General features: G+C 78.1%; 16 protein-coding genes. 2 read left to right on the top strand and 14 right to left on the bottom strand.

From position 1 onward, the window contains the following. Nucleotides 1–16: 16 nt before the first annotated feature. Nucleotides 17–922 (bottom strand): MurR/RpiR family transcriptional regulator, encoded by a 906-nt coding sequence (locus FS882_RS12160; RefSeq protein WP_158373326.1) that lies wholly within the window; start codon nt 920–922, stop codon nt 17–19. A 141-nt stretch (nt 923–1,063) separates the two neighbouring features. Between FS882_RS12160 and FS882_RS12155 the strand changes: the two genes are divergently transcribed. Continuing rightward, nucleotides 1,064–1,546 (top strand): hypothetical protein, encoded by a 483-nt coding sequence (locus FS882_RS12155; protein ID WP_158373325.1) that lies wholly within the window; start codon nt 1,064–1,066, stop codon nt 1,544–1,546. A gap of 29 nt (nt 1,547–1,575) precedes the next feature. Here FS882_RS12155 and FS882_RS12150 read toward each other — a convergent pair whose 3' ends face one another. The 12 genes from FS882_RS12150 to FS882_RS21010 form a co-directional block, all read right to left on the bottom strand. Continuing rightward, the gene (locus FS882_RS12150) at nt 1,576–3,222 is read right to left on the bottom strand and encodes an ABC-F family ATP-binding cassette domain-containing protein (protein ID WP_158373324.1); all 1,647 of its coding nucleotides are present in this window, start codon (nt 3,220–3,222) and stop codon (nt 1,576–1,578) included. Nucleotides 3,223–3,346: 124 nt separating this feature from the next. Continuing rightward, on the bottom strand, nt 3,347–3,685 hold the full coding sequence (locus FS882_RS12145) for a DUF3817 domain-containing protein (RefSeq protein WP_158373323.1): 339 nt from the start codon (nt 3,683–3,685) through the stop codon (nt 3,347–3,349). Nucleotides 3,686–3,771: 86 nt separating this feature from the next. Continuing rightward, entirely contained in the window at nt 3,772–6,462 is a 2,691-nt protein-coding gene (locus FS882_RS12140) for a multicopper oxidase domain-containing protein (protein WP_158373322.1), read from the bottom strand. Then, a complete protein-coding gene (locus FS882_RS12135) occupies nt 6,459–7,679 on the bottom strand; it encodes a hypothetical protein (protein ID WP_222848207.1) in 1,221 nt (406 codons plus the stop codon). The genes FS882_RS12140 and FS882_RS12135 overlap by 4 nt, the downstream gene beginning before the upstream one ends. Nucleotides 7,680–7,693: 14 nt before the next feature. Next, nucleotides 7,694–8,401: a helix-turn-helix transcriptional regulator gene (locus tag FS882_RS12130; protein ID WP_262348265.1), complete on the bottom strand. Its 708-nt coding sequence runs from the start codon at nt 8,399–8,401 to the stop codon at nt 7,694–7,696. 65 nt (nt 8,402–8,466) lie between these two features. Then, nucleotides 8,467–9,177, bottom strand: a complete 711-nt coding sequence (locus FS882_RS12125) for a sirohydrochlorin chelatase (RefSeq protein ID WP_262348264.1) — start codon at nt 9,175–9,177, stop codon at nt 8,467–8,469. Beyond that, nucleotides 9,174–10,481 carry a uroporphyrinogen-III C-methyltransferase gene (gene cobA / locus FS882_RS12120; protein WP_158373321.1) on the bottom strand — a complete coding sequence of 436 codons (1,308 nt, stop codon included), beginning with the start codon at nt 10,479–10,481 and terminating at the stop codon, nt 9,174–9,176. Before cobA ends, FS882_RS12125 begins: the two co-directional genes overlap by 4 nt. Next, nucleotides 10,478–10,831, bottom strand: a complete 354-nt coding sequence (gene nirD, locus FS882_RS12115; RefSeq protein WP_158373320.1) for a nitrite reductase small subunit NirD — start codon at nt 10,829–10,831, stop codon at nt 10,478–10,480. Before nirD ends, cobA begins: the two co-directional genes overlap by 4 nt. Continuing rightward, entirely contained in the window at nt 10,828–13,419 is a 2,592-nt protein-coding gene (gene nirB, locus FS882_RS12110; RefSeq protein WP_158373319.1) for a nitrite reductase large subunit NirB, read from the bottom strand. The genes nirD and nirB overlap by 4 nt, the downstream gene beginning before the upstream one ends. A gap of 70 nt (nt 13,420–13,489) precedes the next feature. Further along, on the bottom strand, nt 13,490–14,428 hold the full coding sequence (locus FS882_RS12105; protein WP_158373318.1) for a pseudouridine synthase: 939 nt from the start codon (nt 14,426–14,428) through the stop codon (nt 13,490–13,492). Between the two features lie 25 nt (nt 14,429–14,453). Next, nucleotides 14,454–15,014, bottom strand: coding sequence for a dienelactone hydrolase family protein (locus tag FS882_RS12100; RefSeq protein ID WP_158373317.1), 561 nt, complete (start codon nt 15,012–15,014; stop codon nt 14,454–14,456). A 50-nt stretch (nt 15,015–15,064) separates the two neighbouring features. Beyond that, the gene (locus FS882_RS21010; RefSeq protein WP_187365274.1) at nt 15,065–15,517 is read right to left on the bottom strand and encodes a pyridoxamine 5'-phosphate oxidase family protein; all 453 of its coding nucleotides are present in this window, start codon (nt 15,515–15,517) and stop codon (nt 15,065–15,067) included. A 163-nt stretch (nt 15,518–15,680) separates the two neighbouring features. Here FS882_RS21010 and FS882_RS12090 point away from each other — a divergent pair, with 163 nt between their 5' ends. Next, nucleotides 15,681–16,106 carry a pyridoxamine 5'-phosphate oxidase family protein gene (locus FS882_RS12090; protein WP_158373315.1) on the top strand — a complete coding sequence of 142 codons (426 nt, stop codon included), beginning with the start codon at nt 15,681–15,683 and terminating at the stop codon, nt 16,104–16,106. A gap of 13 nt (nt 16,107–16,119) precedes the next feature. Here FS882_RS12090 and FS882_RS12085 read toward each other — a convergent pair whose 3' ends face one another. Next, on the bottom strand, nt 16,120–17,604 hold the full coding sequence (locus FS882_RS12085) for a gluconokinase (protein WP_158373314.1): 1,485 nt from the start codon (nt 17,602–17,604) through the stop codon (nt 16,120–16,122). Between the last annotated feature and the right edge of the window lie 73 nt (nt 17,605–17,677).

Below are 17,677 nucleotides of genomic sequence, written 5' to 3'. Positions count from 1 at the left end.
GTGGCGAGGTCGCAGGTCAGGGCGTAGCGGTGCCGTCCTCGTCGTCGTCCGCCACCAGCCCGAGGACGGCCTCGCGGGTCCGGCGACCGGCGTCGGCGGACGCGGCGGTCCGCTCGGACACCGCGGCCTGGAGCGCCGACAGCAGCAGGATCTGGGCGAGGTTCCCGGTCACGGCGCCGGTGTCCCACGACCCGTACGACGCCCCGACGACGAGGGTGTGCGCCGCGGCCCGCCCGAGCCGCGAGCGTGCGTACCCGGTGACCCCGACGACCGTCGCCCCCGCCGCGACCGCGCCGTCGACGGCGTGCAGCGTCACGGCGTTCATCCCGCTGTCGCTGACCGCGAGGCACACGTCGCCCGGCGACAGCAGCGTCCCGGTGAGCTGCTGCGTCACCGCATCCACCGGCGCCTCGCACGGCCGCCCCGACACCAGCAGCCGCAGCGCGACCATCTGCGCCGCCGGCGCCGACCCGCCGTTGCCGACCACCAGCACCCGCGGCGCCCGGGCGATCGCCTCGGCGGCCCGCTCGAACGCCTCCACGTCGAGCGAGCCGGGCGCGTCCCGCAGCTCGTCGGCCGCCTGCGCGAACAGCGCCGCGACCCGGTTCGCGGGCGGCGCGCCCGCGTCGGCGGCGTGCTCGGCGGCCGCGGCCTGCGCGGCACCGGCGTCGCGGAGCAGCAGGAGCCGCAGGTGCTGGAAGCCCTTGAACCCGAGGGTCTGGCACGCCCGGACCACGGTCGCCGACGACGTGGAGGTCCGCGCCGCCAGGTCGCCGACCGACAGCAGCGCCACCTCCTGCGGCGCCCGCACGCACTCCTCCGCGACGCGCCGCTCCCCCGGCCCCAGCGACGGCAGGATGGACGCGATCAGGGCGACCGTGCCGCCGACGGGCGGCTCGGCGGCGGGTGCGGTGGTGCTCATCGGGCATGCGTACCACGCGGGGGTGAACCACCGGGGGCGGTCGCGCGCTCTGCCGAGCGTGCCGGGGACCGCGTCGCACGCTCAGGGGCCGCACAGCGGGGACCGGAGCGGGGCACGGGATCGGGCGCGAGGGTCGTGCCCATGACCGAGCACCCCGACACCACCCGCCCGCCGGCCGAGGGGCCGCGATCCGCGGCGCCACCGGCGCCCGCAGAGGCGACGACCCCGACCACGCCCACCCGGGCCCCGGCCGCCACCGTGCCGGACGGCTACCCCGCCGCGCCGCCCGACCCGGACGCGCCGCCTGCGCCGCCTGCGCGGCGCCGGCTCGGCCGCCGCGCTGTCGCGTCGCTCATGCTCGCCGGCGTGCTGCTCGTCGGCGGCGGGGGCGGCTTCGCGATCGGCCGGGCCACCGCGCCCGACCCGACGTTCCCGACGTTCGACGGAAGCGGCCCCGGCCAGCAGATGCCCGGTGGTGGCAGCGGGGACGGCGAGATGCCGCAGCCGCCCTCGGACCTGCAGGGCAGCGGCTCCGGGAGCGGGTCCGACGAGGGCTCCGGCAGCGCCGACTCCGGCACGACCGACGACGGCTCGTCGGCGACCGGCTCGTCCGCGACGACCTGACGCCCACGCCGGTCCGGCCCCGCGGCGCCTCAGTCCGCCGTGACCTCCGCGACCCGCCCGCCCTCGACGTGCCACCGCCGGGTCAGCCGCACGCTGTCGAGCATCCGGCGGTCGTGCGTCACGAGCAGGACGGTGCCGTCGAACGACTCCAGCGCCTGCTCCAGCTGCTCGATCGCCGGCAGGTCGAGGTGGTTGGTCGGCTCGTCGAGGACCAGCAGGTTGACCCCGCGCGCCTGGAGCAGCGCGAGGGCGGCGCGGGTCCGCTCCCCGGGCGACAGCGACGACGCGGCGCGGTTCACGTGGTGGCCGCCCAGACCGAACTTCGCCAGCAGCGTCCGCACGTCGGCCGTCGTCCAGTCGGGCACCTCGCGGGAGAACGCGTCCGCGAGCGCGGCGTCGCCCTCGAACGCGGCGCGCGCCTGGTCGACCTCGCCGACCAGCACGCCCGAGCCGCGGTCGACGCGGCCCTCGTCGGGCGCGAGCCGGCCCAGGAGCAGCGCGAGGAGCGTCGTCTTGCCGGCGCCGTTCGGGCCGGTGACGGCCACGCGGTCCTGCCAGTCGAGCTGCACGTCGACCGGGCCGAGCGTGAAGTCGCCGCGGCGGGCGACCGCCGCCCGGGCGGCCGCGACGACGGCACCGGACCGGGGCGCGGCGGCGATGCTCATCTGCAGCTGCCACTCCTTGCGCGGCTCGGCGACCACGTCCAGGCGCTCCATCATCCGCTCGGTCTGCCGGGCCTTCGCCGCCTGCTTCTCCGAGGCGTCGGCGCGGAACTTGCGGCCGATCTTGTCGTTGTCGGACGCCTTGCGGCGGGCGTTCTTCACGCCCTTGTCCATCCACGCGCGCTGCATCCGGGCGCGGGCGGCGAGCGCGTCGCGGCGCGCGGCGTAGTCCTCGTAGGCCTCGCGGGCCTGGCGCCGGGCGGTCGACCGCTCCTCCAGGTAGGCGTCGTACGAGCCGCCGTAGACGGCGACCCGCTGCAGGCTGCGGTCGATCTCCACCACGGAGGTCACCGTCCGGCTGAGGAACTCGCGGTCGTGGCTGACGACCACCACCGGCGCGGTCGACCGCTCGACGAAGTCCTCCAGCAGCGCCAGCCCCTCCAGGTCCAGGTCGTTGGTCGGCTCGTCCAGGAGGTACAGGTCGTACCGGGAGAGCAGCAGGGCCGCCAGGCCGACGCGCGCGGCCTGGCCGCCCGACAGCGCGGTCATCGGCAGCTCCGGGTCGACGTCGAGGCCGAGGTCCGCCAGCACCGAGCCGGTGCGCGCCTCCAGGTCCGCGCCGCCGAGGCCCATCCAGCGCTCCAGCGCCTCGGCGAACTCGTCGTCGGCGCCGGGCTCGCCCGCGCCCAGGCGCTCCGCGGCGGCGTCCATCGCCGCCTGCGCGGGGCCGACACCGGTGCGCCGCTCCAGGTGGGCGCGCACCGACTCGTCCGGCCGGCGCTCGATCTCCTGCGCGAGGTAGCCGAGCTGCGCGGTGGGCGGGGACACCGCCACCGACCCGTCGTCCGGCGCGCGGGTGCCGGCCAGGATCCGCAGCAGCGTCGACTTGCCGGCGCCGTTCGGGCCGACCAGCCCCACGACGTCGCCCGGCGCGACGACCAGGTCGACGCCGGAGAACAGCTCGCGGTCGCCGAACGCGGCCCCCACACCCTTGGCCTGCACGGTCGCGCTCATGGGTCCATTGTCGCCGGGCCGAGCGGGGGGCTCACGCGCATTCCGCGCGCCGGAGACCTGTCGATCGTCGCGTCACCACCCGGTCGACCGGCGGGCAGCGCGACAACCGGGCGGGGACCGGGCGTCAGCGCTCCGCGGGCGTGCGCTCCGCGGGTGCCTCCAGGCGGCCCGTCCGGTGCAGCCAGCGCTCCGCGAGCAGGGTGAACATCGGCGGGACGGAGGCCGCGAGCGCCAGCAGCGTCGGCCACCAGCCCCAGCGCAGCCGCACCCCCGCGATCACCGTCAGCGCCGCGTACGCCAGGAAGACGAGCCCGTGGGCCTGCCCGAACACCTGCACGCCGACCTCGGTCGTCTTCGTGACGTACTTGAGGACCATGCCCACGAGCAGCCCGGCCCACGTCGCGGCCTCCAGGAACGCGGCGATCCGGAACGCCTGGGCGTCCGGGTTGGTCACTCGCTTCATGCGGGGCGCGCTCCTGCGGGTCGGCTGCGGCACGGGACCGCACGACAGTAACCCGCCGCGCGCCCGAGCCGCGCCGCGCGCCCCGGTCAGGGCGCCGCCACCTCGAACAGCCCGCGGGCCCCGCGCTCGGCGTCGGTCATGACGTGCGAGACGAACGGGTAGTGCCCCGCCTCGGGGAACGTGAGCTCCACGAACCCGCCCTCCGCCGGTTGCAGGGCGAGCACCTGCGCGCCACCGGTGCCGGTGCTGCCGCCGTCCCGCAGGGTCCAGTCGCCCTCCCTGAACACGGAGTCGAACTGCCCGCCGACGACGTGGAACGCGCTCGCCCGGGACGGGCCGGTGTCGAGCACCCAGACCCGCACCCGCTCGCCCGCGGTCGCCGGCAGCGGCTCGTGCCGGTACTGGTCGGCGACGCCGTTGAACACCACGAGGTCGGCGTCGCCGTCGAGGAGCTTCTGCTCATCGACGGTGCCGCCCTGCGGCCCGAGGTACAGCTCGGACTGGACCAGCACGTACTGCCGGTCGACGGCCGGCAGCCCCGGCGGCTCGATGACGACCGCGCCGGCCATGCCGTTCGCGATGTGCAGGCTCATCGGCATCGTCGAGCAGTGGTACATCCAGATCCCGGACCGGGTCGCGGTGAACGTGTACGTCAGCGTCTCCCCCGGCGCGATCGTCCGCATGACGTCGTCCGGCGCCAGCGACCCCGCGTGGAAGTCGACGGAGTGCCCGATGCTGCCGTCGTTCTCGAGCGTGACGACGAACGTGTCGCCGACCCGGCCGTGCAGCACCGGCCCGGGGGCGGTGCCGCCGAACGTCCACACCGTCTGGACGACGCCCGGCGCGACCTCCTGCTCGTGCTCCTGGACCCGGAGCGTGACGTGCCGGGTGGTGGGCCCGGTCCCGGTCAGGGGCGGCAGGACCGCGTCCCGGGCGCCGGCGGCGGTGCCCTCGTCGCCGGACAGGTCGACGTCCTGCGCGGCGGAGGGCGCACCGTCCGCAGCGGCGCCGTGCTCCGCCCCGGCGTGGCCCGTCCCGGCGGGGCCCGACGCGACCCCGGCCTGGTCGGTCCCGGCCGCCACCGTCGCACCGGTGACCACCACGTCCAGCGTCATCCCCATCAGCCGGTGCCCCGCGACCGAGCACCAGCCGTCGAGGTCCGCACCCACGACGCCCGCGTCGACGTCCGCCGACTCACCGGGACCCAGCCGCCCGGAGGTGGCCCCGTTCGCCAGCACCAGGTCGTGCACGGCCGCGTCGGCGTTGGTCACCCGGATCACCAGGCGGTCGCCCGCGGGGACCTCGACGCGGCCGGGGACGAACCGCATGTCCTGCGCCTCGACCTCGACGGTGGTCGTGCGGCCCGACACGGTGGCGGCCGCGCGGCCCGTCGACGCGGCCAGGGCGCCCTCCGAGAGCCCGGCCGCCGCGGGGTCGAGCCCGACGCCGAGCACGACCACCCCGAGCAGGGCCGCGACCGCGACACCGGCGGCGCCGCGGCGGCGCGCCCCCGCGACGGGGTCGGCCGGCCCGCCGGCGGCCTCGCGCCTCGCCGGGGCGGGGAGCGGCACCGGCGCACCGGCCGCCGCCCGCAGCCGTCGCCCGGCCAGCACCGCGCGGACCGCGAGCACCAGGAACGCCACCAGCGCGCCCAGCCCGACGACCGACACCCCGACGCGGACCAGGCTCGGCGCGGGCGCGAGGAACAGGGCCAGCGAGCCGTTCAGCAGCACGACCCGCGCCTCCGCGCCCCGGTTCAGCAGCGCGGACGTCTCCTTGCCGACGGCCGGCCCGCCCCCGAGCACCACCGGCAGCAGCTGCGTCAGCGACCCGACCAGCACCTGCGCGGCGAACCCGACCACCAGCGCCGGCGTCAGCGCCGACACCCCCGCCGCCGCGGCCTCCCACGTCGGGGCGGCGAGCACGCGGACGCCGAGCGCCACCGTGGCCGCGACCCACCACGCCACCGCGGCGGCGAGCGACAGCACCGCGAACGTCCCGGTGCGTGCGCCGCGCACCAGCCGGGCCAGCGGCACCGCGAGCAGCCCGATGCCGGTGACGAGGACCGCGGCCCCGGCACCGGCGAGCACCGGCACCCCCGCGAGCGCCCCGGCGGCCAGCACCAGGACCCCGGCCACCAGGACCGGCAGCGAGCGCCGCGCGGCACGCTCCGTCGGGTCGTCGATGCGGGTGTGCAGGACGGTCGGCCAGAGCACGACGAGCGTGCCCGCCACCGTGACGCCGATCCAGCCGAGCACCGAGAGGGCCACGTGCGCGACGGCGAGCCGGCCGTGCAGCTCCGGCCCGACCGGGAACCGCGCCATCAGCACTCCGCAGGCGACGCCCGGCACCAGCAGCGCTCCCGCCGCGACGTAGTACCGGGCGAGGTGGCCGAACCGGGTCGGCAGCCCGCCGCGCCCCTGCCGGGCGATCCGCACGGCCTGGTCCACGGCGGCGCCGGCCACCATCGCGCCGCCGAGGACGACGACGGGCGTCCAGCGCCCGGCCACCCCCGCCACCACGAGGAGCGACCCGGCGGTGTGCACGGCGAGCCGCGCCAGCAGCGCCCGCCGGGGCGCCGCCCGGCGGATCAGGGTGTCGGCGAAGTGCTGGCTCCACACGAGGATCGCGGTGCTGGCCGCGCCGAGGAGCAGCAGGTGCACCATCAGCCAGCCGGACGCCGGCGCCCAGCGGTGGGCCAGCGCGACCGTGGCGGCCGCGACGCCCCAGCCGAGCACCAGGACGTGCGCCCGCAGGTGCCAGTCGGCCCGCCTCACGACGCGCCGCCCGCGGGTCCGGGACGGGCGCCGAGGGTGATCGGCGCCCGGGCCGCCGGCCCGGCCGGCACCGCGTCGGCACGGTCGCCGGCGCGGGTGTCGGCGGACGCGCGCGCCCCCGCGGCGCCGTCCCGCCGGCGCGCCGGGCCCAGCGCGACGCTCCCCGCCGCGATCGCGAGGAACGACAGCAGCGCCACCACGTTCCCCACGCCGCCGGCCCGGACCGCCCACGGCTGCCCGTGCGCGTCCCCGACCAGCAGCCGCAGCGCCAGCGTCAGGTGCAGCAGCACCAGCGGCGCGGACATCACCGGCCGGTACGGCAGCGGCCGCCGCAGCACGGCGGGCAGGACGACCGGCGCGTGCGCCATCAGCATCGACACGACGAACCCGAGGAACACCGCGTGCAGCACCGCGTCGTACGCCGGGCCGCCGAGCACCCGGCCGGCCGCCAGCCAGATCGCGCCCGCGACGGCCAGCCACGCGTACCCACCGAGCATCGCCGCCGCCATGAACCGCGGCAGCCCCGTCCCCCGCACCGTGCGCCGGGCGACGTCGTGCCGCACCAGCACCGCCACCAGGACGAGCAGCACGCCGCCCAGCGCGGCGTGCGCCGGCTCCGGCCAGAGCAGCCCGGCGACCGCGGCGGCCCACCAGCCGACCGCGCACGCGAGCACCGCGTCCTCCGCGGTCCGCGGGAGGCCACCGACCCGGCCGAGCTCGAGCCGCTCGCCGGCGACGGTCAGGACCAGGAACCCGGCGAGCGCCGGCGCCAGGTACGGCACCGCGACCCCGCGCGCCCACAGCCCCGCGGCCACCACGGCCAGGCCGGCTCCGAGCGTCTGCACCGCGAGCGCGGTCGACGGCTGTCGGCGCCAGACCACGGCGTAGATCGCGCACAGCCCGGCGGCCCCCGCGACGAGCGCCAGTTCGCCGGCGAGCAGCGGCGCGGGGCTGAGCAGCAGCAGCGCGCCGGCGGCCAGGCAGGCCGGGGCGAGCAGGGCCCGGCGACCGCCGACGGCCACCGCCCGCTCCAGCGCGACGACGGTGCCGACGAAGCCGAGCACCATCAGCGGCCCGTGCACCTGCTCGAGCCGGGCGGACCGCACCGGTGCGGACAGGCCGAGCAGCAGCAGGGCGCCGTCGAGACCCGCGAGCACCGCCACCCCGGCCGGCACGAGCACCGCGAGGCGGAGGCCGACGCGGGGAGGCTTATTCACGGGATCGAGCGTATTTATCCCGGGAGGGCCGCGGCCTCGGACGTAGGTCCCGGTGCGTCGTCGGCGCCGCCGAGCCGGAGGACGCAGTGACCCGGCCCGGCGAACGGCACGATCCCCGCCGCCTGCACCGGCCCCCCGACCCGCGCGAGCACGCCACGGGCCAGCCCGAGGTGCACGCCGCAGACGACCTCCGTGCGCTCGTGCGCCAGGTCGAGCACGGGGCACCGGCGCAGCCGCACCTCGGCGCCGCGCAGCTCCGGGTCGAACCCCAGCCGGGCGAAGTGCTCGTGCAGCGCGGCGAGCTGCCGGTCGCGCGCGTCCGCGGGGTCGGCCGGTCCGGGGGCGGCCAGCTCCGCCGCCAGCCCCTCGGCCGCGCGCTCCGCCTCCGCGCCGGGCTCGGCGATCGGTCGCCCGTACCCGGCGAGCAGCACCCGGCTCAGCCGGTCCCGCAGCCACGGCTCGCCGTCGGGCTCCACCGGCCCGAGCGCGGCGTACAGGGTCCGCGGCCGCCCCCGGGTGGCGCGCGCCTCGGCGGTCCGCGACGCGAGGCCCGCGGCGACCAGCACCTCGAGGTGCTCCCGCGTGGTGTTCACGTGCAGGCCGACCCGCTCGGCGACGTGCTCGACCGCCAGGCCGGCACCCTCGGCCCGCAGCACCGCGAGGATCGCGGCGCGCCTCGGGGAGGACAGGGCCCGGTGCCGGGTCGCGGCGTCGACGGTCACCCCGCCATCCTGCTCCCCTCCGGCCGCCCCGCGGCCCCCGGCCGGCACGCTCACCGCCACGGCCGTCAGCGCAGCGCCGCGTCGTACCGGTCCAGCACGATCCGGGCGAGGTCCGGGTGCGGCGCGAGCGGCGCGGTCACCACGTCCGCTCCGGCGCCCGCCAGCGCCCCGTGGAAGTGCCCCGGTGCGAGCAGGTACGACGCGACGACCACCCGCCGGGCTCCCGCGGCCCGGGCGTCGGCGACCGCCGTGGCGACGTCCGGCCGCGCCGCGGCGCCGTAGCCCACCGTCACCGGCCCCGGCCAGCGCGCCCGGAGCGCCGCCAGCACCGCGCCGACCGCGACCACCGCCGCCGGGTCGCTGGACCCCGCCGCGGCGAGCACGACGCCGTCGTCCGCGGTCGCCCCCGCCTCGACCAGGCGGTCGACGAGGACGCCCGCCAGCCGGTCGTCGGGCCCGAGCGGCTCCGCCGCCACCGCCGGGCGGTCCGCGACCGCCGCGCCGATGTCGTGCCGGACGTGCACGCCCGTGGAGAGCAGGAGCGGCGCGACGACGGCGGCGACGCCGTCCGGCCCGGGCGTCGGGCCGGCGGCCCCCACGACCGCCTCCCCCACCGCGTCGCCGACCGTCGGCTCCTGCACGTCGACGAACGCCTCCCGCACGTCGAGCCCCGGGCGCAGCCGCCGCACGTCCTCGACCAGCGCGCGCACCACCGCGCGCCCCGCGGCGCTCCGCGTCCCGTGGGCGCAGGCGACCAGCACCGGCCCCCCGCTCACGCCGGCACCAGCCCGGACGCGGCCACCCCGGCCCCGGCGGACGCCCGGCGGGCTGGCACCGCCCGCGCCGCCCCGGGGGACGCCGGGTCGAGGAACCCCTCGCGCGCCACCTCCCCGACGACCACGACCGCGGGCGACCCGACACCCTCCTCGGCGCACCGTGCCGCGACCTCCCACAGCGCGCCGCGCACCACGCGCTCGCCGGGCAGCGTCGCCGCGTGCACCACGGCGACCGGCGTCTCGGGGTCGACCCCGGCGTCCAGCGCCTGCGTGGTCAGCCGGCCCAGCCCCGCCATGCCCATCAGCACGACCGCGGTGACCTCCGGCGCCCGCAGCGCCGCGAGGTCGACCTCCGTCAGCGCGCCGTGCCCGTTGACGACGTGCACCCGGTCGGCCGTGCCCCGGTGGGTCACCGGGATCCCGGCCGCCTCCGCCGCCGCGACCGCGGACGTCACGCCGGGCACCACCCGCACCGGCACGCCCGCCGCGCGGCACGCCAGCACCTCCTCGCCGCCGCGGCCGAACAGGAACGGGTCCCCACCCTTGAGCCGGACGACCCGGCGTCCCGCGCGCGCCTGCTCGACCAGCACCGCGTTGATCTCCCCCTGCGCCACCTGGTGCACGCCGGGGGCCTTGCCGACCGCGATCACCTCGACGTCGTCCCGCAGGTCGGCGAGCACCGCCGTCGGGCCGAGCCGGTCGGTGACCACGACGTCGGCCTGCGCCAGCAGCGTGCGGGACCGGACCGTCATCAGCGCCGGGTCGCCGGTGCCGCCGCCCACCAGGGCGACCTCGCCCGGCAGCAGCAGGTCCGGGCCGCCGGACGCGGGCCGGGACGGACGCAGGTCGGCGCGGCCGCCCAGCAGCTCGGCGGCCACGTGGTCCCGGACCGCCGCCGCCCGCGCCGGGTCGGGCCGGCCGCTCGACAGCACGCCCACGTGCACCCCCGCAGCCGTGACGGTCGCCGGGGTGCGGGCGGTGCCCCGGTCGGCGTCCGACGCGACGACGCAGAACACCCGCCGGCTCTCGGCCCACCCCGCGAGCGCGCCGTCGACCGCCGGGTCGCCGGTGCAGGCGTGCACGAGCCACACGTCGGCGACGTCGGCCTCCGCGACCGGTCGCCGGTCCACCGTCACCCGGCCGCCGCCCGCGAGCGCCACCAGGTCGTCGACCACGTCCGGCGCGACCACCCGCACCCGGGCCCCGGCGTCGACCGCCGCCCGCGCGCGGCGCGCCGCCACCGGCCCGCCTCCGGCCACGAGCACCGTGCGCCCGGTCAGGTCGAGCCCCAGCAGCAGGCTCACGGGGTCACCGCCACGCGCACCTCGTCGCCGACCAGCCGCACCGGGTAGGTCCGCAGGTCCACCGGCTCCTTGCCGACCGGGTCCAGGCAGGCACCCGTCGCCAGGTCCCAGACCTGCTTGAACATCGGGGACGTGACCGTCGGCGCGCCGTCGACGTCGCCGACGATGCCGCGGCTGAGCACGTTCGCCCCGGAGTACGGGTCGCGCTGCTGCACCGCGAGCAGCCGGTCGTCGGCCAGCCGGAACACCGCGATCCGGTGCTCGCCGACCAGGGCGCCGGCGCCGCGCTCGGGCAGCAGGTCGTCCAGCCGGCAGACGCGGACCTCGTCCGCCACGACGTCGCTGCTCACAGCGGGGCCTCCTCGAGGGTGCGGGCGACGCGCAGGTCGTGGTGGCCGTGCTCGCCGGGTCGGGCCGGGCGCGCCTGGCCCCGCTGCGGCACGTAGGCCAGGTCGGGGTCGGCGGCGTCGGGGTCGTTCAGGTACGGGGTGAACCGGCGCAGCTTCTCCGGGTCGTCGAGGGTGGCGCGCCACTCGTCGACGTAGCCGGACACGTGCCGCTCCACCTCCGCGTCGAGCTCGGCGCCGATCCCGAGCGAGTCCTCGACCACCACGCGGCGCAGCTCCTCGAGCCCGCCCGGGTAGGCCGCGACCCACGGGGCGGTGCGCTGCAGCCGGTCGGCGCTGCGGACGTACAGGGCCAGGAACCGGTCGATCACCTGGACCAGCCGGTCGTCGTCCAGGTCCTCGGCCAGCAGGTCCGCGTGCCGGGGCGTGAAGCCGCCGTTGCCGCCGACGTAGACGTTCCAGCCCTTCTCGGTCGCGATGACGCCGACGTCCTTGCCGCGCGCCTCGGCGCACTCGCGCGCGCAGCCGGAGACGCCCACCTTGAACTTGTGCGGCGACCGCAGGCCCCGGTACCGGAGCTCCAGGCGCACCGCCATGCTCGCGGAGTCCTGCACGCCGAACCGGCACCACGCCTGGCCGACGCAGGTCTTCACCGCCCGCAGCGACTTGCCGTACGCCTGGCCCGACTCGAAGCCCGCGTCGACCAGCCGCCGCCAGATCGCCGGCAGCTGGTCCTGGCGGGCGCCGAACATCGCGATCCGCTGCGCGCCGGTGACGCGGGTGAACAGGCCGAAGTCGCGCGCGACCTCCGCCAGCACCAGCAGCCGCTCCGGGGTGACCTCGCCGCCGGGCATCCGCGGGACGACCGAGTACGTGCCGTCCTTCTGCAGGTTCGCGAGCAGGTGGTCGTTGGTGTCCTGCAGCGGGGCCTGGTCGGGCTGGAGCACGTGCCCGATGCCGAGCGAGGACAGGATGGACGCGACGACCGGCCGGCAGACGGCGCAGCCGCGACCCTTCCCGTGCGCGGCCACGACCTCGGTGAAGGTGCGGAGCCGCTCCGCGCGGACCAGGGCGTACAGCTCGGCGCGGGACATCGCGAAGTGCTCGCACATCGCGGAGGACACCGCGATGCCGGCCTTCTCCAGCGTCCGGTTCACGACGGTGGTCAGCAGCGGGACGCAGGAGCCGCAGACGGTGCCGGCGCGGGTGCACGTCTTGACCTCGGCGACGCTGGTGCAGCCGTGCTCGGTGACCGCCGCGCGGACGGTGCCCGCCGACACGTTGGAGCAGGAGCAGAGCACGACGTCGTCGGGCACGTCGGTCTCCACCGGGGCGCCGCCGCCCTGCGGGGCGAGGAACGCCGACGGGTCGGCGCCGAGCGGGCGGCCGAGCATCGGGCGCAGCGCGGAGTACAGCTCGATGTCGCCGACGAACACGCCCCCGAGCAGCACCCGGGCGTCGTCGGAGACGACGAGCTTGCGGTAGGTCCGGGCGACCGGGTCCGCGAAGGTGACCTCGAGCGCACCCGGCGCGAGCGCGAGCACGTCGCCGAAGCTGGCCGCGTCGACCCCGACCCCCTTGAGCTTCGTCCCGTCCGCGGCCTTGCTGTAGCCCCGGACGCCGCCGCACAGCTGGTCGACGACGACGTCGGCCATCGCGTTGCCGGGCGCGACCAGGCCCGCGCACTCGCCCTCGTACGACGCGCACTCGCCGATCGCCCACACCGCCGGGTCGGAGGTCCGGCAGGCGGGCCCGACCACGACGCCGCCACGCTCGGCGACCACGAGGCCCGCCGCCCGCGCCAGGCCGTCGCGGGGCCGGATGCCGGTCGAGTAGACGACGACGTCCGCCGGCACCGTCTCACCGGTCGACAGCTCCAGGCCCGCGACCCGGCCGTCCTCGCCGGCGACCACCCGGGTCGCGGCGGCGGAGGTCCGCACGTCCATCCCGAGCTCCGTCACCAGGACGCGGAGCGCCTCGCCGCCGCCCGCGTCGAGCTGCACGGCCATCAGCCGGTCGGCGAACTCCACGACGGTCGGCGCGACGTCGAGGCTCTGCAGCGCCGCGGCGGCCTCCAGCCCGAGCACGCCGCCGCCGACGACGGCGCCCCGCAGCGGGCGGCCCAGCGCGACGGCGCGGTCGGCGACCCAGGACCGCAGGTCGGTGACGTCGCCGAGCGTCCGGTAGCAGAGCACGCCCGGCAGGTCGACGCCCTCGGTGCGCGGCACCCAGGCCCGGGACCCGGTGGCCAGCACGAGCGCGTCGTACGGCTCGACCCGTCCGGCGCGGGTGGTCACGGTCTGCCCGGCGAGGTCGAGCGCGACCACGGGGTCGCCCGTCACCAGGTCGACCCGCGGGTCCGCCCACACCTCGGGCGCGAGCGCCAGGTCCGCGTCGGCCCGGCCGGCGAACACCTCCGACAGGTGCACCCGGTCGTACGGCAGGTGCGGCTCCTCGCCGATCACCGTGAGGTGCCACTCCCCGGCGTCGGTCCGTGCGGCGAGCTGCTCCGCGAACCGGTGCGCGACCATCCCGCCGCCCACGACCACGACACGTCCCGGACCCGTGCGGGCCGTCCCCTCGCTGCGCATGGGGCAAGTTTTCGACGGACCGAGCCGTGTCTATTGGGCCGAACGACCCAGGGCGATGCGTCTGCGCAGGTCAGGCGCCCGCTGACGGCTCCGGCGCCAGCGGCAGCCGGCGGACGCTCGCGAACCGCCGCGGCGTGCCGTCGACCGGGTCGGTGAACCCGATCTCCGCCGCGAGCAGCTGCAGCGGGGCGCTGAAGTCGTCCACCGCGACGTCCCGGACCACCGGGTACAGCGGGTCGCCGACGATCGGGATGCCGAGCCCGAGGAGGTGCAGCCGGAGCTGGTGCGTCTGCCCGGTGCGTGGGCTGAGCCGGTACACCCCGAGGCCGTCCGCGGTCGTCGACTCCAGCTCGACCCGCGTCTCCGCGTTCACCGGCGCCCCCGGCACGACCTCGGCCTGCCACACGCCGCGCTCCTTGCGGATGTGGTCCCGCACGTCGACGGGCAGGTCCAGGTCGGCTCGCACCGGCGCCAGCGCCCGGTAGGTCTTGCGCACCTCCCGGCGCTCGAAGACGGTCTGGTACGCGCCCCGCCAGCGCTGCTCGGTCGCGAGCATGAGCAGCCCGGACGTCACCCGGTCCAGCCGGTGCAGCGGTGACAGCTCCGGCAGCCCCAGCTCCGCGCGCAGCCGGACGACCACGCTCTGCAGGACGTGCCGGCCGCGCGGGATCGAGGACAGGAACGGCGGCTTGTCGACCACGACCAGCCGCTCGTCGCGGTGCACGACGTGGATCGCGCCGGGGACCTCCGGCTCGTCGCGCAGGTCCCGGTGGAACCAGACGAACCGGTGCGGGCCGTACGGGTCGTCCCCGCGGACGGGCCGGCCGTCCTCGCCGACGAACCGCCCGTCCGCGAGCATCGCCGGCACGTCGACTTGCTCGGGCAGCCGGTCGCGCAGCCAGGCGCCCATCGTCGTCCACGGCACCGGGCGCGCACGGTCCCGGTCGGGGGTGCGCAGCCACGCCGCGGCCAGGCCGTGGCGCGGCGGCAGCGGGGAGCGAGGGGGCACCGGGCGATCGTACGAGCGCCCCGGGTCACTCCAGCCCGTCGACGAAGGTGCGCACCCGCTCCCGCACGATCTCCGCGCAGGCGGGGTCGAGGTCCGGGTGGCCCACCTCGGCGAACAGGTGCCCGGCGCACGGGTAGACGAACAGCTCGCCGCCGAACCCGACCAGCTCGTCCTCCGCCTCGGGCTCGCGCCACGGGTCGCCCTCGGCCACGTGCGCCTGGGCCGGCACCACGTCGGGCCAGGTCGCGTCCCACCACGACGGGGCCACGGCGCCGTACAGGAAGAACGCGCCCCGCGCGCCCGGCCGGGTCAGCGCCTGCTCGGCCGCGCGGGCGGCGCCGAACGACATCCCGCCGTAGACCAGCTCGGCGGGGAGCCCGGCGACGGCCTCGGCGGCGCGGCGCGCGAACACGTCCTCGCCCGCCTCCTCGACGAAGGCGACGCCCTCGGCCACGTCCGCGAACGTCCGGCCCTCGAACAGGTCCGGCGTGTGCACGGTGTGGCCGCGCTCGCGGAGCAGGTCGGCGAACGCGCGGACCCCCGGGGTCAGACCGCCGGAGTGGTGGAACAGGACGACCTCGGCCATGCGGCGAGGCTACGCGCGGGCGCGCGCCGACGGACAGGGTGCCCGGCGTGTCACGGCGCGACGCGCCGCGCGGACCAGGCCGCCTCGTCGTCGTCCTGGTCCGCGGTCCCCTCGACGGCGGCGCCCGGGGCCGCGACCGTCGCGTAGCCGCGGCGGCTGCCCGGGCCCAGCGCCGCCCACCGCCGCCGGAGCTCCGCCGGGTCGTCCACGACGGCCGCGCGGCCCTCCAGCCGCACCTGCACCTGCGCCTCGTCGTCCCACACCACGAGGGCGACGCGCGGGTCGGCGCCGATCTCGCGCACCTTGGCGGAGCGGGCGTCGGTGGCGAGCCCGAGCGCGGCGCGACCCGGGTCCCAGGACCGGAGGATCACCGAGCGGGACCGCGGGGCGCCGTCGGCGGACACGGTCGCCAGGGACGCCAGGGTGAACGGCGTGCGCCGGGTCGTCGCCGCGTCGAGGGCGTCCCAGACGGACGTCAGGGCGGCGTCGGGGGTCGGGGCCACGGGTCTCCTCGGGGTCGCGGGTGCGGGTCCAGCATCGCGCGGCGGGCCGGGTCGGCGCGCGGCGGGTGGTTGCGCGGCGGGTGGTTGCGCGGCGGGTGGTTGCGCGGCCGGGACGGCGGCGCTGGGATGGACGCGCCAGCAGACCCGAGCCGGAGAGGCCGTGATGAGCACCGACGCCACCCTGACCGCCGAGGACCTCGACCTGCTGCGCCGGCCGCTGCACGGGTTCCTCACCGTCGCCGCCGGACCCACCCCGCCGCAGCCACGCCCCGTGTGGTTCGAGATGGCCGACGACGGCACGATCCAGCTGTTCAGCGAGGCCGACGCGCTGAAGGTCGCGCGCCTGCGCCGCGACCCGCGGGCGTCGCTCGTCGTCGCCGCGCCCGTCGGCGAGCGGGAGCACTGGGTCGCGGTCGCCGGGCGGGTGACGATCGAGGACGACGGCGCCCACGCACTCGCCGAGCGCCTGGCGCACCGGTACTGGGACCTCGACGACCCGGCCCGGCAGGAGGACCTGCGCGGCGTGCTGCGCGACGACCAGGTCCGGCTGGTGCTGCACCCGGAGGACGTGCGGCGGTTCGCGTACTGACGCACGCAGGGCGTCAGGACTCGCGCACCAGCGCGTCGTACGCCGCGGCGAACCGCGCCGCGCGGTCGGCGTAGTACCCGGCGTGCTCGGCGCGCGGCTCGTACGTGGACCCGGTGGCGCGCGGCGCGCGGGGGACGTCCGGTGCCAGGACGCCCAGCGCCAGCAGCGCCGTCCCGCGCTGCGTCGCCCGCTTCCGCGTCACGTGCGTGACCGGCCGCCCGAGCACGTCCGCCAGCACCTGGAGCCACTCCGGCCGGTCGCCGCTGACCCGGCCGGACGCGGCGACCTCGACCACGTCCGGGGCGGCGGGGTGCAGCTCGTCGGCGACCCGCGCGTACGTGAGCGCGACGCCCTCGACGAGCGCGCGGTACAGGACGTCGGGGGTGGTGGCCGCCGAGACGCCCGTGAACGCGGCGCGCGCCCCACCGGCCCAGCCCGGCGCGCGCTCGCCGGTGAGGTACGGCAGCACGAGCGGCGTCCCGGGCGCGGGCGCGGCCGCGAGCACCGGCGCGAGGTCGTCGCTCAGCCGGAGGGTGGCCTGCGCCCAGCTCACCGCCCGCCCGACGTCGTTGATCGCGCCGCCGAGCAGCGTCCGGCCCGCCTCCACGCGGTAGTTCCACAGCCCGAACGGCAGGGGGTCGGCCGGCCCGTCGACCAGGACGCGCAGGGCGCCGGAGGTCGCCGTGGACGCCGTCATCACCGTCGCGTCCGTCGCCCCCGAGCCGACGTTGCTGGCGTAGCCGTCGGTGATCACGGGGAACCAGGCGGCGCGCGCGAGCGCGGGCCACCGGGCCGGGGCGGTGGGTGTCGCGGGGTCGCCGGTGTCCCGCGGCGCGGAGAACCGGTCGGGGTCGGCGCCGGCCGCGGCCAGCAGCTCGGCGTCGAGCGCGCCGGTGCGCCGGTCGAGCAGCCCGGTCCACGCGACCGTCGACGTGCCCGCGAGCGGCTCTCCCACGAGCCGCGCGTACACGTACTCGCCGAGCGACCACCACGCGGCCGCCGCGGCCGCCACCCGCGGCTCGGCCTCCGCGAGCCAGCGCAGCCGGGGCGCGTGGTAGCTGGTGTGGATCCGGGTGCCGGTGCGCTGCTGCACGGCGTGCTCGTCGAGCTCGGCGCGCAGCGCCGCGACCGCCGCCGCGCTGCGCGAGTCGGCGTAGGTCAGGCAGGGGGTGAGGGGGCGGCCGGCGGCGTCCACGCCGATCAGCGACGCCGCGAAGGTGTCGAGCGCGACGCCCGCCACCCGCGTCCCGAGCCGCCGGTCGCCGGTCACGGCGTCGAGCACCTGGCCCACCTCGGCGGCGACCTGGTCCGGGTCGATGACCGACGTGCCGTCCGGCGCGACGGTGAACGCGTGCGGCACCTTGTGCTGCAGGCCGTGCACCGGCCGGCCCGCGGCGTCGTGGACGCCGCCCCGGGTCGCCGTGGACCCGATGTCGAGCGCGACCACCAGGGGGTCGAGGGCGTCGTCGAGGGCGACGTCGTCAGCGGTCCGGGTCATCGGGGCGTCCTCGTCGTCGGGGGCGGGTCGCGATCGACCCTAGCCACGGCGCGCGGGCCCCGCCGGGCGAGGT

Origin of the sequence: Cellulosimicrobium cellulans (assembly GCF_007679345.1) — a bacterium.
Classification (GTDB): Bacteria; Actinomycetota; Actinomycetes; order Actinomycetales; family Cellulomonadaceae; genus Cellulomonas; species Cellulomonas cellulans_A.
This window is presented reverse-complemented; position numbering and strand designations above follow the sequence as displayed.

What these genes read in the sequence shown, in the direction of transcription:
- FS882_RS12100 (WP_158373317.1), bottom strand. Translation starts at nt 15,014, where the DNA reads ATGGCCGAGGTCGTCCTGTTCCACCACTCCGGCGGTCTGACCCCGGGG.
- FS882_RS12155 (WP_158373325.1), top strand. Translation starts at nt 1,064, where the DNA reads ATGACCGAGCACCCCGACACCACCCGCCCGCCGGCCGAGGGGCCGCGA.
- FS882_RS12145 (WP_158373323.1), bottom strand. Translation starts at nt 3,685, where the DNA reads ATGAAGCGAGTGACCAACCCGGACGCCCAGGCGTTCCGGATCGCCGCG.
- FS882_RS12090 (WP_158373315.1), top strand. Translation starts at nt 15,681, where the DNA reads ATGAGCACCGACGCCACCCTGACCGCCGAGGACCTCGACCTGCTGCGC.
- FS882_RS12160 (WP_158373326.1), bottom strand. Translation starts at nt 922, where the DNA reads ATGAGCACCACCGCACCCGCCGCCGAGCCGCCCGTCGGCGGCACGGTC.
- FS882_RS12085 (WP_158373314.1), bottom strand. Translation starts at nt 17,604, where the DNA reads ATGACCCGGACCGCTGACGACGTCGCCCTCGACGACGCCCTCGACCCC.
- nirB (WP_158373319.1), bottom strand. Translation starts at nt 13,419, where the DNA reads ATGCGCAGCGAGGGGACGGCCCGCACGGGTCCGGGACGTGTCGTGGTC.
- FS882_RS12150 (WP_158373324.1), bottom strand. Translation starts at nt 3,222, where the DNA reads ATGAGCGCGACCGTGCAGGCCAAGGGTGTGGGGGCCGCGTTCGGCGAC.